This window comes from Ensifer sp. Root31 (assembly GCF_001424825.1).
Taxonomy (GTDB): Bacteria; Pseudomonadota; Alphaproteobacteria; order Rhizobiales; family Rhizobiaceae; genus Ensifer; species Ensifer canadensis.
In genome coordinates, this window is sequence record NZ_LMCO01000016.1 from 22,294 (window position 1) to 36,572 (window position 14,279).

The 14,279-nt window shown below is 62.9% G+C and carries 15 protein-coding genes and 1 pseudogene; 4 read left to right on the plus strand and 12 right to left on the minus strand.

Features of this window, described 5'->3' with window-relative positions:
* Window positions 1-2 precede the first annotated feature (2 nt).
* The 3 genes from ASD00_RS16465 to ASD00_RS16475 all read right to left on the minus strand — a co-directional run bounded on the left by ASD00_RS16465 (window position 3) and on the right by ASD00_RS16475 (window position 2,386).
* Window positions 3-692, minus strand: coding sequence for a GNAT family protein (locus ASD00_RS16465; RefSeq protein WP_038575716.1), 690 nt, complete (start codon window positions 690-692; stop codon window positions 3-5).
* 145 nt (window positions 693-837) lie between these two features.
* Window positions 838-1,545, minus strand: coding sequence for a tellurite resistance TerB family protein (locus ASD00_RS16470; protein WP_025424891.1), 708 nt, complete (start codon window positions 1,543-1,545; stop codon window positions 838-840).
* Window positions 1,546-1,747: 202 nt separating this feature from the next.
* Window positions 1,748-2,386, minus strand: coding sequence for a 2-dehydro-3-deoxy-phosphogluconate aldolase (locus ASD00_RS16475; RefSeq protein WP_025424892.1), 639 nt, complete (start codon window positions 2,384-2,386; stop codon window positions 1,748-1,750).
* A 199-nt stretch (window positions 2,387-2,585) separates the two neighbouring features.
* Here ASD00_RS16475 and ASD00_RS16480 point away from each other — a divergent pair, with 199 nt between their 5' ends.
* From ASD00_RS16480 to ASD00_RS16490, 3 genes are all read left to right on the plus strand, one after another.
* Window positions 2,586-3,059, plus strand: coding sequence for a CYTH domain-containing protein (locus ASD00_RS16480; RefSeq protein WP_025424893.1), 474 nt, complete (start codon window positions 2,586-2,588; stop codon window positions 3,057-3,059).
* Entirely contained in the window at window positions 3,056-3,964 is a 909-nt protein-coding gene (locus ASD00_RS16485; protein WP_025424894.1) for a CHAD domain-containing protein, read from the plus strand. The genes ASD00_RS16480 and ASD00_RS16485 overlap by 4 nt, the downstream gene beginning before the upstream one ends.
* Window positions 3,965-4,042: 78 nt before the next feature.
* The gene (locus ASD00_RS16490; RefSeq protein ID WP_025424895.1) at window positions 4,043-4,987 is read left to right on the plus strand and encodes a rhodanese-related sulfurtransferase; all 945 of its coding nucleotides are present in this window, start codon (window positions 4,043-4,045) and stop codon (window positions 4,985-4,987) included.
* A 225-nt stretch (window positions 4,988-5,212) separates the two neighbouring features.
* Here ASD00_RS16490 and ASD00_RS16495 read toward each other — a convergent pair whose 3' ends face one another.
* The 5 genes from ASD00_RS16495 to ASD00_RS16515 all read right to left on the minus strand — a co-directional run bounded on the left by ASD00_RS16495 (window position 5,213) and on the right by ASD00_RS16515 (window position 9,290).
* Window positions 5,213-5,611: a GFA family protein gene (locus ASD00_RS16495; RefSeq protein WP_025424896.1), complete on the minus strand. Its 399-nt coding sequence runs from the start codon at window positions 5,609-5,611 to the stop codon at window positions 5,213-5,215.
* 115 nt (window positions 5,612-5,726) lie between these two features.
* Window positions 5,727-6,503: a MetQ/NlpA family ABC transporter substrate-binding protein gene (locus tag ASD00_RS16500; protein WP_025424897.1), complete on the minus strand. Its 777-nt coding sequence runs from the start codon at window positions 6,501-6,503 to the stop codon at window positions 5,727-5,729.
* A gap of 38 nt (window positions 6,504-6,541) precedes the next feature.
* Window positions 6,542-7,207: a methionine ABC transporter permease gene (locus ASD00_RS16505; RefSeq protein ID WP_025424898.1), complete on the minus strand. Its 666-nt coding sequence runs from the start codon at window positions 7,205-7,207 to the stop codon at window positions 6,542-6,544.
* Window positions 7,197-8,279 (minus strand): methionine ABC transporter ATP-binding protein, encoded by a 1,083-nt coding sequence (locus ASD00_RS16510; protein ID WP_025424899.1) that lies wholly within the window; start codon window positions 8,277-8,279, stop codon window positions 7,197-7,199. The genes ASD00_RS16505 and ASD00_RS16510 overlap by 11 nt, the downstream gene beginning before the upstream one ends.
* 378 nt (window positions 8,280-8,657) lie before the next feature.
* A complete protein-coding gene (locus tag ASD00_RS16515) occupies window positions 8,658-9,290 on the minus strand; it encodes a TerC family protein (protein ID WP_025424900.1) in 633 nt (210 codons plus the stop codon).
* 241 nt (window positions 9,291-9,531) lie between these two features.
* On the opposite strand from ASD00_RS16515, the gene ASD00_RS16520 reads away from it, so the two are divergent.
* Window positions 9,532-10,422, plus strand: coding sequence for an NAD(P)-dependent oxidoreductase (locus tag ASD00_RS16520; protein ID WP_025424901.1), 891 nt, complete (start codon window positions 9,532-9,534; stop codon window positions 10,420-10,422).
* Window positions 10,423-10,731: 309 nt separating this feature from the next.
* On the opposite strand, the gene ASD00_RS16525 is transcribed toward ASD00_RS16520, so the two are convergent.
* The 4 genes and pseudogenes from ASD00_RS16525 to ASD00_RS41755 all read right to left on the minus strand — a co-directional run.
* Window positions 10,732-12,099 (minus strand): GH1 family beta-glucosidase, encoded by a 1,368-nt coding sequence (locus ASD00_RS16525; protein ID WP_038576503.1) that lies wholly within the window; start codon window positions 12,097-12,099, stop codon window positions 10,732-10,734.
* A 161-nt stretch (window positions 12,100-12,260) separates the two neighbouring features.
* Window positions 12,261-12,604: Gfo/Idh/MocA family oxidoreductase (locus tag ASD00_RS41750; RefSeq protein ID WP_348272069.1), on the minus strand; the 344-nt coding region annotated here is incomplete at its 5' end.
* Between the two features lies 1 nt (window position 12,605).
* Window positions 12,606-13,542: pseudogene (locus ASD00_RS38845) on the minus strand (Gfo/Idh/MocA family oxidoreductase); the annotation flags it as partial.
* Window positions 13,543-13,885: 343 nt separating this feature from the next.
* The coding region (locus tag ASD00_RS41755) for a sugar phosphate isomerase/epimerase (RefSeq protein ID WP_244496069.1) at window positions 13,886-14,279 on the minus strand (394 nt) is incomplete at its 5' end.

Here is a 14,279-nt window from a genome sequence, read left to right on the forward strand (position 1 = left end):
GCTCACTCCTTTGGCGCGAGGTCCGCGCGAATATCTTCCAGCCGCCGCTTCTGACGACCATCGGCATCGAAATTATCAGGCGACAGCCAGTTTTCGAATGCGGCATTGAGCAGCGGCCATTCGCTGTCGATCATCGAGAACCAGGCCGTGTCGCGGTTGCCGCCCTTGGATATCATATGCTGGCGGAAAATGCCTTCAAAACTGAAGCCGAGGCGGAGTGCCGTCGTCCGGCTTGGCTCATTCTCGCTGTTGCACTTCCACTCGTAGCGGCGATAGCCGAGATCCTCGAAGACATGCTTGGCCATGAGGTAATGCACCTCGGTCGACAGCGGCGAACGGGCCATCGCCGCACCATGCGCAACGGACCCGACCTCGACGACGCCATTGGCAGGATCGGCGCGCATGTAGTTCGCCATACCGACGACCTTGCCGCTCGCCTTGTCGCGGAACACTTCCGTGACCCAGCCGCCCTTTTCCTGGGCAGTGGTCAGCCAGGTGTCGAAATCGTCGATGCCGCGGAAATCGGCCTGCGCGAAATACTTGAGCAGCGGATTGATGCCCATACCGCCGAGCCCATCCCAGAGGTCCTGCCTGTGCATCGCACGGTCATAGGGTTCAAGCCGGACATAGCGACCCTCGATCGCCACCGGCTTCGGTGCCGGGCATCCCTTCCAGTTGCTCAGATCACGCATCGGCCACCTCTCCGGCTGCAGCAATTCAAAGTGCTATAGCGACCTTTGCGCGTCTGGTAAGACGCGCGGCGCTATCGACTTCGGCATAGGGCAGAGAAGCGGCCGACACAAATTCAAACTGGTGATCAATCCATGAGCGAAATGATCAGGCCGGGACCTTGGCCGACGACACGGTCGCTTCGATATGATCGACCAGCGCATCGGGAAGGCCGAGGCGACCGGCGAGCAGATCGAGATAGCCCCGCTCGGCGCGGCTTTCCGGCTCGATCGTCAGGCGCGACGCGGTATAAACCTCGACGCGCTCTTCCTCGGTCTTCGCAGCGTTGACGATGGCGTCGATATCGACCGGATTGGCCAGCTCGCCCTCGAGGAACGCCGACGCATCGGCCGACAGACCGGACACCGAAAGCTTATCCATGATGTGGCGGCGCTCGACCTCGTCGATATGGCCGTCGGCGCGCGAGGCGGCGATCATGGCGCGCACGAGAATAAGCGCGAAGTCGTGGCTGATCTTTTCCGGCTCGGCGGCAAATCCGGAATCGGTCGGCGGCGGCAAGAGTTCAGGCTGCTTCTGGGCGGTGGGATCGGTGACCGGCGCGTTGCCGGACTGATAGTTCTTGTAGGCCTGATAGCCGAGGCCGGCGATGGCTGCGAGCCCTCCGAGCACGGCCGCATTGCCGGTCAGCTGCCGGCCCGACTTGGTGCCGAGCAGAACGGCGGCGATGGCACCGGTTGCCAGCGGATTGTCCTTGGCGAGTTGCGTAACCTGGCCGGCGCGGTCGCGCACCGAGCCACCCGCTCCCGGCACCTGCGATCCGAGAAACTGGTCCAGCAATTTCTTCGCGTCGAACATGGGGTTTCGCTCCTTGTCGGTTCCAGGCGGATTAAAAACCATGCGGAACAGGGCGCCGCCTGCACCCGCTCCATCAAACCGATTGAGACATAGGAACGTTGCACTGGAAATACAAACTCGCGTTGCGCACGAAAATGGCCGGGCACACGAAAAAGGCCGGACTGACGCCCGGCCTCGAAATTCTCAAGCGATCGGGCGAGCCTCAGCCCTTGAGCGCAAAGGCCTCGGCCGCAAGCTTGGTGATGCCGGCCCAGTCGCCCTTCGTCACCAGATCCTTCGGCGCCACCCACGAGCCGCCGACGCAGATGACGTTCGGCAGCGACAGGTAGTCGCGGGCGTTCGAAAGCGAGATGCCGCCGGTCGGGCAGAAGAAGGTGCCGGCAAGCGGCGACGACAGCGACTTGAGATAGGCAGCGCCACCGGCCTGTTCCGCCGGGAAGAACTTCATGACGTCGTAGCCTTCTTCGCGCAGGCCCATGACTTCGCTGGCGGTCGCAGCACCCGGGAGCAACGGGGCGTCGTGGTCGTTGGCAACGTCGATCAGCTCCTGCGTCGTGCCCGGGCTGACGATGAACTGCGAACCGGCTTCGATCGCCGCCTCGAACTGGGCGGCATTGAGGATGGTGCCGGCACCGGCAACCGCACCCTCGACCTCGTTGGCAACGGCGCGGATCGCTTCGAGCGCCGCGGGCGTGCGCAAGGTGATCTCGATCGCTTTCAGTCCACCGGCGACGAGCGCCCGCGCCAGCGGCACGGCGGTCGCCACATCGTCGATCACCAGAACCGGGACGACCGGCTGCAGTTTGAGGATGGAAAGAAGCTTGTCGGTTTTCGCACTCATGCAGATCGTCCTTTTAAAACGATTGAATATGCGTTCCGCATACTCCGCCTGCTGCCGCTTGTCGAGGCCGAACACCAAGCCGGTTCACCATTCATACATAAGCAAAAAAGAAAATAACTTCGACAACAAAGAGATGCTTGAGCCTTGCCCGTAAAACGATAGTTTGATGACATCGACCCTCTCGAAATGCGGGATACCCATGGCGAAGGAGATAGAGCGCAAGTTCCTGGTGGCCTCCGACGGTTGGCGGGAGCGTGCCGACAAGGGCACCCAGCTCCGGCAGGCCTATGTCGTCACTATGGACGACCGGTCCGTGCGCGTGCGGATCCACGGCAACAAATGGGCGCGGCTGACAATCAAGATCGGCAAGTCGGCGCTGGTCCGCAATGAATACGAATATGATCTGCCGATGGACGACGCCAGCGAAATGCTGACCCAGGCAGTGGGCGTCGTTATCGAGAAACGGCGCTACCGGGTGCCGCACAAGGGCTTTGTGTGGGAGGTCGACGTCTACGAAGGCGCACTTGAGGGGCTCGTCGTCGCCGAGGTCGAGATGAAGCGGGAGACCGATCTGCCCGCACTTCCCGACTGGCTGGGACCGGAGATCACCGGGGACCGGCGCTATTCCAACCAGGCGCTCGCCACCAACGGGCCTGTGGAAGAACAAGCATGAGCTACGCCTTCCGCCCAGGCGGGGCCTTCACCGACGATTTCAAAAATGTCGGCGCCGAACAATTCGAGCAGGCGATCGAGGTCCTGCGGCTGCGCCCTGATGGCGTGCACGAGGCAATCCACGACGCCCGCAAGTGTTTCAAGCGCCTGCGTGCACTCTATCGGCTCATCGCCTCCGACGCGCCGCTGTTTCAAAAACAGGAGAATGCCCGCATTCGCAACATGGCGCGCAATCTCTCGGCTGTCAGGGACGCCGCCGCGCTCGTCGAAAATGCCCGCTATCTGCATGAGGGCGCCCGTAGCGACGACGAGGAGAAGGCGCTCGACCGCGTCTGCTCGCGACTGGCCGAGCGACGCGACCGGATTGCCGCCGGCCAAACCGATATCGAGGACAGGATCGCAGCCACCATCGTCAATTGCGAACAGGCCATGGCGGCGCTTGCCCATGTCTCCTTCGACGACCGTCGCCGCAAGACGGCCGACCGGCTGGCGAAGGGCTGGCGGCGCACGTTGAAGCGCGCTGCCCGCGCCGTTGAGGCCTGCCAGGCAAGCACCGAGGCCGCCGCCTTCCACGAGTTGCGCAAGCGCGCGCAGGATTATCGCATGCACCTTGCCTTGATGCGTGAGGCCTGGCCCTCGGCGATGCAGGCAAAACGCCTGGATGCCAAAGCGCTGGTCGAAATTCTCGGCCACCTCAACGACCTCGACGTCATGACCTCGCTCGTCAACGAGGATCCAGGCCTTGCCGGCGACAGCCAGGATCAGGCTCATCTGATCTCCGCTGTCATCGCTCGCCAGGAAAGCCTGCGCTTAGAGGCGCTGGATCGCGCAGCCAACGTCTTTCTCGATGCGCCGGATGTCGAGAGCCGGACCATCCGGCTCCTTTGGCTGGAGGCCAGTCGCTAGCCGCCGGCCGCGACAGATGGCCCCTGGAGGGGAGGTCCGGATTGCACTTGCGGCGCGAAAGCTGTATTTGCACGCCCCATGACCGACATTTCAACGACCCCGCGCCCCGAGACGCATGGCCAGTTCATGGTCGCAGCGCTCTATCATTTCGTCGCCTTCCCGCGTTTCGCCGAATTCCGCGAACCGCTGCAGACCGTTTGCGACGAGAATGGCGTCAAGGGAACCCTGCTTCTCGCCCATGAGGGCATCAACGGCACGATCGCCGGCACCGACGCCGGCATCACGGCGGTGCTTTCCTATCTGCGCTCGCAGCCGGAATTTTCGGGCCTGGAGCACAAGGAAAGCCGTGCTTCCTCGATGCCGTTCCTGCGCATGAAGGTGCGGCTGAAAAAGGAAATCGTCACCATGGGCGTCAACAACATCGACCCCAACAAGATCGTCGGCACCTATGTCGATCCCAAGGATTGGAACGCGCTGATCTCCGATCCCGAAACGATCGTCATCGACACGCGCAACGACTACGAGACCGCGATCGGCATATTCAAGGGCGCGGTCGATCCGCAGACCAAGACCTTCCGCGAGTTTCCAGACTGGGTGCGCAACAATGCCGGCCTGCACAACAAGCCGAAGATCGCCATGTATTGCACCGGCGGCATCCGCTGCGAGAAGGCGACCGCCTTCATGAAGGAGCAGGGCTTCGACGAGGTCTTCCACCTCAAGGGCGGCATCCTGAAGTATCTCGAAGAGGTGCCGCAGGAGGAAAGCCTCTGGGAAGGCGCCTGCTTCGTCTTCGACGACCGCGTGTCGGTCACGCACGGGCTTGAAGAGGGCGAGCACACGCTCTGCCACGCCTGCCGCCAGCCGCTGACCCCGGCCGACCTCGCCTCCCCGCACCACGAGGAAGGCGTGTCCTGCATCCATTGCCACGAAGTCCGCACCGACGAGGACCGCGAGCGTTACCGCCAGCGGCAACGCCAGATCACGCTTGCCAAAAAGCGCGGCGAGAAACATCTCGGAAGCTGAAGCGGCTGTCGAAGAAGTCGCGCCGCATCCGCCTGCCGGCACCTTCTCCCCGCAAGCGGGGCGAAGGGAGATGCCGCGCCATCCGTATCCCAAAGAACCGCCCATTCACATCAAGTCAGTATTTTCCGTAACGGAACCGCCGGCAACCCTGCACCCGGGCCACGTACCCTCTCCCCGCATGCGGCGAGAGGGTTAGAGCGAGGGGCAAATCTTGCTGTCTCGCCTCTAGCCCGGCAGCGCCTCGCATTCCTGCAGGGCCATCGCCGCCCGATCCCATTTGGGCCGGCTGCGCGTGAAGATCGCATCCGTTGGCGTGAACTCGGAGAGATCGTCAAGCGTGCCGGCATAGACCGTCAGTCGACCATCATCCGGCAGGCCACTTCCAAAAACCTGGCTGCCGCAGGTCTCGCAGAAATGGCGGATGGAAATGTTGCCATTCGCAGCAATGGTCTGGTAGCCGCGACAAGACCCCGTCGCAATCACATCCGAACGATCGAAAATCATGTAGCAGCAATGCCCGGTACCGGTGATCCGCTGGCAATCGCGACAATGGCAAAAGCCGGAATAGGACGGCGACCGCTTCGCCTCATACCGTATGGCGCCGCAGTGACATCCACCCTTCATGCCGGCCTCCTCCTGTGATTGCAGAGGAGATAGCGCGCCGCAGCCAGCATTCAAAAGAAAACCGCGCGCCGGGGTACGGCGCGCGGTTCGATATCGGGTTTCTACGGGCTGGAAATTACCAGCTCGGGATCAGCGCGCCCTTGAAGGTCTCGTTGATGAAGGTCTTCACCTTTTCGTCGTGGTAGGCTTCGACGAGCGTCTTCACCCAGGGCGCGTCCTTGTCGGCGGTGCGCACGGCAATGACGTTGGCGTAGGGCGACTTCTCGCCTTCGATGGCGATGGCGTCTTCCTTCGGATGCAGGTCGGCCTCGAGCGCGTAGTTGGTGTTGATCACTGCTGCGTCGACATCGGCGAGCGAGCGCGGAAGCTGGGCCGCATCCAGTTCGGCAAATGTGATGTTCTTCGGGTTTTCTGTGATGTCGGATGGGGTCACCTTCAGGCCGACTTCCGGCTTGACCTTGATGAGACCCTTGGACGCGAGCACGAGCAGCGCGCGGCCACCATTGGTCGGATCGTTCGGGATGCCGATCGTCGCGCCATCCTTCAGCTCGTCGAGGCTCTTCACCTTGCTCGAATAGACGCCCATCGGCGTGGTGATGGTGGTGCCGACGCTGACGATATCGAAACCGCGATCGGCGATCTGGTTGTCGAGGTAAGGCTGGTGCTGGAACGAATTTGCGTTGAGGTCGCCGTCGGCAAGCGCCTGGTTCGGAACGACGTAATCGGAGAATTCGAGGATCTCGATGTCGAGGCCCTTGGGCGCCGCGACTTCCTTCACCTTCTCCATGATCTGGGCGTGCTCGCCCGGCGTCACGCCAACCTTGATGGTTTCGGCCAGTGCGGTACCGGCCGTAAGGGCTGCGATTGCCGCAGCAATGATGAGCTTCTTCATGGGTATCTCCTTGTTGGTGATTTGAATGTCCTGGGAAATCAGTTCTTGCGGCTACGCCTGTCGAAGTGGCGTGCCAGTCCGTCGCCGGCACTCTGCACCAGCTGCACCAGCACGATGAGCACGATGACGACGACGAGCATCACGTCGGGCATGAAGCGCTGGTAACCGTAGCGGATGCCGAGATCGCCGAGCCCGCCGCCGCCGACCGCGCCGACCATGGCGGAGTAACCAATGAGGCTGACGGCTGTCATGGTCAGCGCCATCGTCAGCGCCGGGCGGGCCTCCGCGAGCAGAACCTTGAAGACGATCTGCATCGGCGTGGCACCCATGGCACGGGCCGCCTCGATCAGTCCCTTGTCAATCTCGCGGATCGCCGCCTCCACCAGACGTGCAACGAAGGGAATGGTCGCGATCGTCAGCGGCACGATCGCCGCCTTGGTGCCGATCGACGTTCCGGTGAGAAGCCGGGTGAAGGGAATGATGGCAACGACCAGGATGATGAACGGGGTCGAGCGCGCCGCATTGACGATCAGCCCGACGATGCGGTTGATCGTCGGTGCCGGAAAGAGTTCGCCCTTGCCGCTGGTCGCCAGGAATATGCCGATCGGCAAGCCGATCAGTGAGCCGATCAGGCCGGCGGCCGCGACCATGTAGAGCGTGTCGAGCGTGGCACCCCAGATCTTTAACAGGATATCAGGCGACATAGCCGAGCACCTCCGTGACCAGACCGTTTTCAGTGAAGAAGCGTTCGGCACGGCCTGCGGTTTCCGCATCCGCGCCATAGGCGACGACCAGCGAGCCGTAGGGCCGGCCGCCGATCTCGTCGATCGTTCCGGCGATGATGTTGACCTCGGCGCCGACCGACTTGATCAGCTGCGAAATCAGCGGCCGTTCTGCCGCCGCGCCAAAGAAGGTCAGGCGCACGACGGCGCGGTCGCCGACGGCAGCCTGCGGCTTCAGCGCGCGGGACACTGCGTCGGGCAGCTTCGAGCCCGGCAGGCCGGAGAGCATCGCCCGTGTCGTCTCGTGCTTCGGATGGGTGAAGACATCGAAGGTGTGGCCGCGTTCGACAATGCGGCCGTGATCGATGACGGCGACATCGGAGGTGACCGCCTTCACCACTTCCATCTCGTGGGTGATGAGCAGCACGGTCAGGCCGAGATCGGCATTGATGCGCTTCAGCAGTTCCAGGATCGATTGCGTCGTCTCGGGATCGAGCGCCGATGTCGCTTCGTCCGACAAAAGCAGCTTCGGCTCGGTCGCAAGCGCCCGGGCGATGCCGATCCGCTGCTTCTGGCCGCCGGAAAGCTCGGAGGGGTAACGGCCATGCTTGTCGGCAAGCCCGACAAGGTCGAGCAGCGGGCGCACGCGCTTTTCGATGGCTCCCTTGTCCATGCCGGCGATTTCGAGCGGCAGCGCCACATTGCCGAACACGGTACGCGACGACAGCAGATTGAAATGCTGGAAGATCATACCGACCGAGCGGCGCAACGTGCGAAGACCCGCCTCGTCGAGCGCGCCGACATCGACGCCGTCGACGAGCACCTTGCCGCCCGTCGGCTTCTCCAGCCCGTTGACCAGGCGGATCAGCGTCGACTTGCCGGCGCCGGAGCGGCCGATGATACCGGTGATCGAGCCGCGGCCGACCGAAAGGGAGACGTTGTCGAGCGCGGTAAAGCCGCCGCTCTTGCCGGACGCTGCGAAATGCTTGGAAACGCCGTCGAAGATGACGGCGGCATCGCCGGGCGCCGGTGCTTTATAGGCGGAAACGCTCATCGTTCGGATACCCCCGAAAGAGGCGTTATCGTTATGGACGGGTACATAGGTGCTCTCGGATGCTCGAAACTCAAAATCCCGGACTCGGGGCGCGGGATGGAAGGCGCGTCTTGTCAGGCCGACATTCGACAACGCATTCGGAACAGGGAGCACTTCTCTAGCATTAGCCAACCGGTGAGTTCAACGTCGTTGCCGCAGGAAGAACATGCGACATAATCTACGGCCCTTATGGACAATAGATCCCGGCTTTTACAGGTATGATTTTCCGGGTTGCTTCACGTTTGCGGAAAAAACCGCTCTTTCGCAAATGGCGCTGAAAGAAGCCTGCTGCGCACCGGCCCGATAAGCGGGCCGATGCGCACGATCTGCCGATGACGGTCAAACGCCGATGGCGTGAGCGACCGGCGCCAGATGCGGCCAGACTTCGAGTGAGCCGCGATAGATCATGTTGAGTGCCACATAGAGGATGATGGCGAGACCGACATAGGCGATCCAGTGATAGCGGTTGAGCAGCCGGGCGATGAAGCTGGCGGCAATGCCCATCAGCGCGATCGAAAGGATGAGGCCGAAGACGAGGATCGTCGGATGCTCGCGCGCAGCGCCGGCGACCGCCAACACGTTGTCGAGCGACATCGAGACGTCGGCAATGACGATCTGGATGGCTGCCTGAAGGAAGGTCTTTCGCGGCGCCGAATTGGCCCCCTCGCCCTCAAAATCTTCGGCCCCGCCGGCGCGGATCTCGCGCCACATCTTCCAGCAGACCCAGAGAAGCAGAAGGCCACCGGCCAGCAGCAGCCCGATGATATCGAGAAGCTGTACCGTGACGCTGGCAAGCGCGATGCGAAGGACCGTGGCGGCAAGAATGCCGACCAGGATCGCCTTGCGGCGCTGCTCGGTCGGCAGACCGGCGGCTGCAAGGCCGATGACGACGGCATTGTCGCCGGCCAGAACCAGGTCGATGACGATGACCTGCAGAAGCGCCAGCAGCCCGGCAGAGGTGAAGATTTCCATGATCGATAGTCCCCCAGGCGCCCCGCACGCCTATTCGCTGTCGCTAACGCATAGAACAAGGGGCGTTGGCGGATCAAGGGGTTGAGACGGACAGCTTCGCAATACGCACCGGAATGATGGCACTGCGCAGCGCGTTGTTGCTTCAACGGCTATGCAGAGATTGTGGCGGACTTCACAGTTTACTGAGCACAGTTCTCTGATACGAAACACAACAAGACTGAGTCGAAAGGCAGGAGAGCGGATGCGCATCGTTTTGACCGGAAGTTCGGGGCGCATCGGCCGGGCGATCTACAATGCCCTGACGCCCGATCACGACGTGATCGGCATCGACCGCGCGCCTTTTGCGACGACGGAGATCACAGGTGACTTTGTCGACGGTGTCCTCCTGGAACGCGCCATGCAGGGGGCCGATGCCGTCATCCATGCGGCTGCTCTGCATGCGCCACACGTCGATACGATCCCGGACGCGGAATTCGAGCGCGTCAATGTGATGGGCACCCATCTCGTCATTGCCGCGGCTCAAGCCACCGGCGTCCGCCGTATCGTCTTCACCAGCACGACGGCACTGTACGGCCATGCGGTGAAAGAGGGTGCCTGCACCTGGATCACCGAGGAAACGCCACCGCAACCGCACACGATCTACCATCACACCAAGCTTGCCGCCGAGGCTTTGTTGGAAAACGCCGCCGACCGGGCGCTGCATATCCGTGTCCTGCGTATGTCCAGATGTTTTCCGGAGCAGGCCGACCGCATGGCGGCGTATCGGCTGCACCGCGGCATCGACGTCCGCGATGTGGCGGACGCGCATGTGGCGGCGCTCGACAATGACGGGCCTGCCTTTCAGCGGTTCGTCATTTCAGGCGAGCCGGCCTTCCTGCCGACCGATTGCCGTCATCTGGCAAGCGATGCAGCCTCGGTTCTGCGGGAGCGGGCGAGCAAATTTGCTCAGGCCTTTGCCGAGCGCGGCTGGTCGCTGCCGGCATCGATCGACCGTATCTACGATCCGAGTGCCGCCATCGGCGCGCTCGGATGGAAGCCGCGTTTCGGTTTCAAGGAAGTCCTGGCCCAGCTCGACCGCGGCAGCCTCGAGGTGCTGCCGGTGCGCAAAGCGGCCCCAGGGCGCTTCGATTGACAGGACGTCTTGCGCGCCTCAATGGGCGCGCAAGACTGATGACAAAGTCATCCATATGACCTGTTCGACATTCACGTGTCTTGTTGACTCCCAAAGCGCCCTCATTCCTGTGCCTGTCACAGGAATCCAGCCAGCCCAAGTCCTTGGGTTGAAAGATCTGTTGGCCCGACAGACGTCGGGCCGCTGGATCCCCGCTACAAGGGCGAGGATGAGGAGAACAGCATGTTTCGCCCGTCAACCAGGCTATCGCAGTGGTTTGCCATCAACCTGAGCTCTGCACGCCTCAACGGGCGCGCAAGGCACCAGCCATCAGATGTGGTTGCCCGCGGGAAACTCTTCGGCCAATGACTTGTACCAGTGGCCGCTCTTCTTGATCGTGCGCACTTGCGTCTCATAGTCCACATGCACGATGCCGAAGCGCATCTTGTAGCCTTCGGCCCACTCGAAATTGTCCATCAGGCTCCAGGCGAAGTAGCCGCGCATGGGGTAGCCCTTGGAAATCAGGTCTGCCGTCACCGACAGGTGCTCGGCGATGTAGTCGAGCCGCGGCTGGTCGTCGACCGCACCATTTTCGACGCCCATGTTGTAGCAGGCGCCATTCTCGGTGATGTAGCAATCGGGCAGGTCGTAGCGGGCGTTAAGCGTCTCCACCAGTTGGCCGAGCGCCGGCGCATAGACCTCCCAGCCGATATCCGTCTTCACGTCGCTGACCGGCTTGGCGTTGATCGTCGCGGGATATTCGGCACCGGCGGCAGCATCATCACTGACGCGCATTGGCGTGTAGTAGTTAAGGCCCCACCAATCGAGCGGCCGCGAAATCGTTTCCATGTCGCCGTCTTCGATATCGGGCATGCGATGGCCGAGCGCGCTCATGAAGCTTTCGGGATACTCGCCCTTGAAGATCGGACCGAAGAAGACGCCGTTGTGGAAATCGAAGGCGCGCTCAGCGGCCGCCTTGTCGGCAGCAGCGTCGCTGCCGGGATAGACCGAATGAGCGTTGATAACGATGCCGGCTGGCAGGTTCGGCCGCTCCGAGCGGATGGCGTCGACGCCGAGGCCATGTGCCAGGTTGGTGAAATGCAGCGCGTGCAGCGCCGCGTCCATGTTGCGCTCGCCCGGCGCGTGAATGCCGTAGAGATGGCTGAGCCACACCGAGCACCAGGGCTCGTTGAAGGTCGCGATCGCGTCGAGCCGGTCGCCGAGCCGAGCGATGACAGTCTTGGCATAACGCTGGAAGGCGTAGGCCGTGGTGCGCGCCGTCCAGCCGCCGTCGCCCATCAGCGCCAGCGGCAGGTCCCAGTGATAAAGCGTGGCGAAGGCCTTGATGTTACGCGCCTTCAGGCCGTCAACGAGACGGTCGTAGAAGTCGAGGCCCTTCTCGTTGATCGGGCCGGTGCCTTCGGGAATGATGCGCGGCCAGGCGATCGAGAACCGGTAGGCCTCGACGCCGAGGCTCTTGATCAGATCGAGATCATCGTCGAGCCTGTTGTAGTGATCGCAGGCGATATCGCCATTGTGCCGGCCGAAGACCCGGCCCGGCATGTTGGAGAAGGCATCCCAGATCGATGGCTTGCGCCCGTCCATCTTGGTGGCTCCCTCGATCTGGAAGGAGGCCGTCGCCACTCCGAACACGAAATCGCCCGGGAAACGTTGGGCAAGGGTTTTTGCTTCGATCATCAGCCTGTCTCGTCCTTTGCAGCGGCCCGCATCCGGCGGGCGGCCGCTCACCTTGTGTATTTTCATTCTTGTTGCGGGCGGGCCTAAAGCGACACCGGCAAAAGTCAACTCGCGAAAAAGGGCGAGGCACCCCTCGCCCTGCCCCCCGGCATGCTTTCCGACTACACCTTTACCCATGCGCCGTTTCGTTTTGACGACTGCACGCAGGCATCGACGAAGGCCATGCCCTTCATACCGTCGTCGATTGTCGGATAGGTGACGGCGGCATCGATCGCCTCGCCCTTTCGTTTGGCGAAGATCGCCCGGGCCGCTTCGGTGTAGATATTGGCAAACCCTTCGAGATAGCCTTCGGGGTGGCCAGAAGGAATGCGGCTGACGCGAGCGGCGGCCGGGCCGGAGCCGGCACCAGCCCGGGTGAGCAGCCGCTTCGGCTCGCCGAACGGCGTGTACCAGAGATAGTTCGGGTCCTTCTGCGTCCATTCGAGCCCACCCTTGGTGCCGTAGANCAGCCCGGGTGAGCAGCCGCTTCGGCTCGCCGAACGGCGTGTACCAGAGATAGTTCGGGTCCTTCTGCGTCCATTCGAGCCCACCCTTGGTGCCGTAGACCCGCACCATCAGGCCGTTCTCGTGGCCGGGCGCCACCTGGCTGCACCAGAGCAGCCCCTTGGCGCGCTCGCCGTCCTTTTTCTTGAAGCGCATCATCACATGGGCATTGTCGTCGAGCTTTCGGCCGGCAACGAAGCTGTCGAGGTCGGCGGCAAGTTCCTCGAGTTCCAGCCCGGAGACGAAGGCGCCGAGATTATAGGCATGGGTGCCGATGTCGCCGGTCGAGCCGCCGGCGCCGGAGCGGGCCGGATCGGTGCGCCAGGCCGCCTGTTTCTGGCCCGACTGCTCGATATTCTCCGTCAGCCAGTCCTGCGGRTATTCCATCTGCACCAGCCGGATAGCGCCGATGTCGCCATTTTCGACCATCGCGCGCGCCTGGCGCACCATCGGATAGCCGGTGTAGTTGTGGGTGAGCACGAACAGCGCCTCGCTGTCGTCGGCCGCCTTCTTCAGCTTCTTCGCATCCGAAAGCGTCGAGGTCAGCGGCTTGTCGCAGATCACATGGATACCGCGCTTCAGGAATTCCTTGGCGGCGGCATAGTGCACATGGTTGGGGGTGACGATCGCCACCGCCTCGATGCCGTCCTTCAGCTTGGCCTCGCGGATCGCCATTTGCTTGAAGTCGGAATAGACCCGCGACGGATCAAGCCCGAGCTCGCGGCCGGAGCTTTCGGCCTTGTCCGGCGTCGACGACAGGGCGCCGGCCACCAGTTCGTAGTGATCGTCGAGCCGGGCGGCGATGCGGTGCACCGCGCCGATGAAGGCGCCCGAACCGCCGCCGACCATGCCGAGCCTGATCCGCCGCTCGCGCTTCTCGCTCGTTCCCTCGATTGCCATCGTTTTGTCTCCCTGTTCTGAACCTGCTCTATCGTCTCGTTGTCATCGTCGTGCGGCTGCCCCTCATCCGCCTGCCGGCACCTTCTCCCCGCCGGGCGGGGAGAAGGAATATGCGGCACCCGCTCGCACCACCAGCCAAGACAGCAGCGCCAGCGTCAGCTCACATCCCCTCCTCCAGCAGCTGGCAGAAGGGCGATCGCGACGGCGTTTCCTCTCGCTCGGCAGCACCGTGTGGCACGTCCCCTCTCCCCGCTTGCGGGAGAGGGTTAGGGTGAGGGGCTACGGCCGGGGGCGCACTGCGGCCATCGCCGGGCAGGCGCCACCGTTGGCTCTATACCGTGCCTCAAATCCCCAGCAGGCGCCGGTTGGCGGCCTCGTCGGTACCGCCGTCGGCAAAATCGTCGAAGGCCTTTTCGGTCACCCGGATGATGTGGTGCTTGACGAACTCGGCGCCTTCGCCCGCGCCGTCTTCGGGATGCTTCAGGCAGCACTCCCATTCGACCACTGCCCAGCCGGAAAAATCATTGGCCGCCATCTTGGAAAACACCGCGCCGAAATCGACCTGGCCGTCGCCGAGCGARCGGAARCGCCCGGCCCGGTTGACCCAGCCCTGGTAGCCGCCATAGACGCCCTGCCKSCCGGTCGGGTTGAACTCGGCATCCTTGACGTGGAACATCCGGATGCGATCCTTGTAGATGTCGATGTTGTCGAGATAGTCGAGGCACTGCAGCACATAG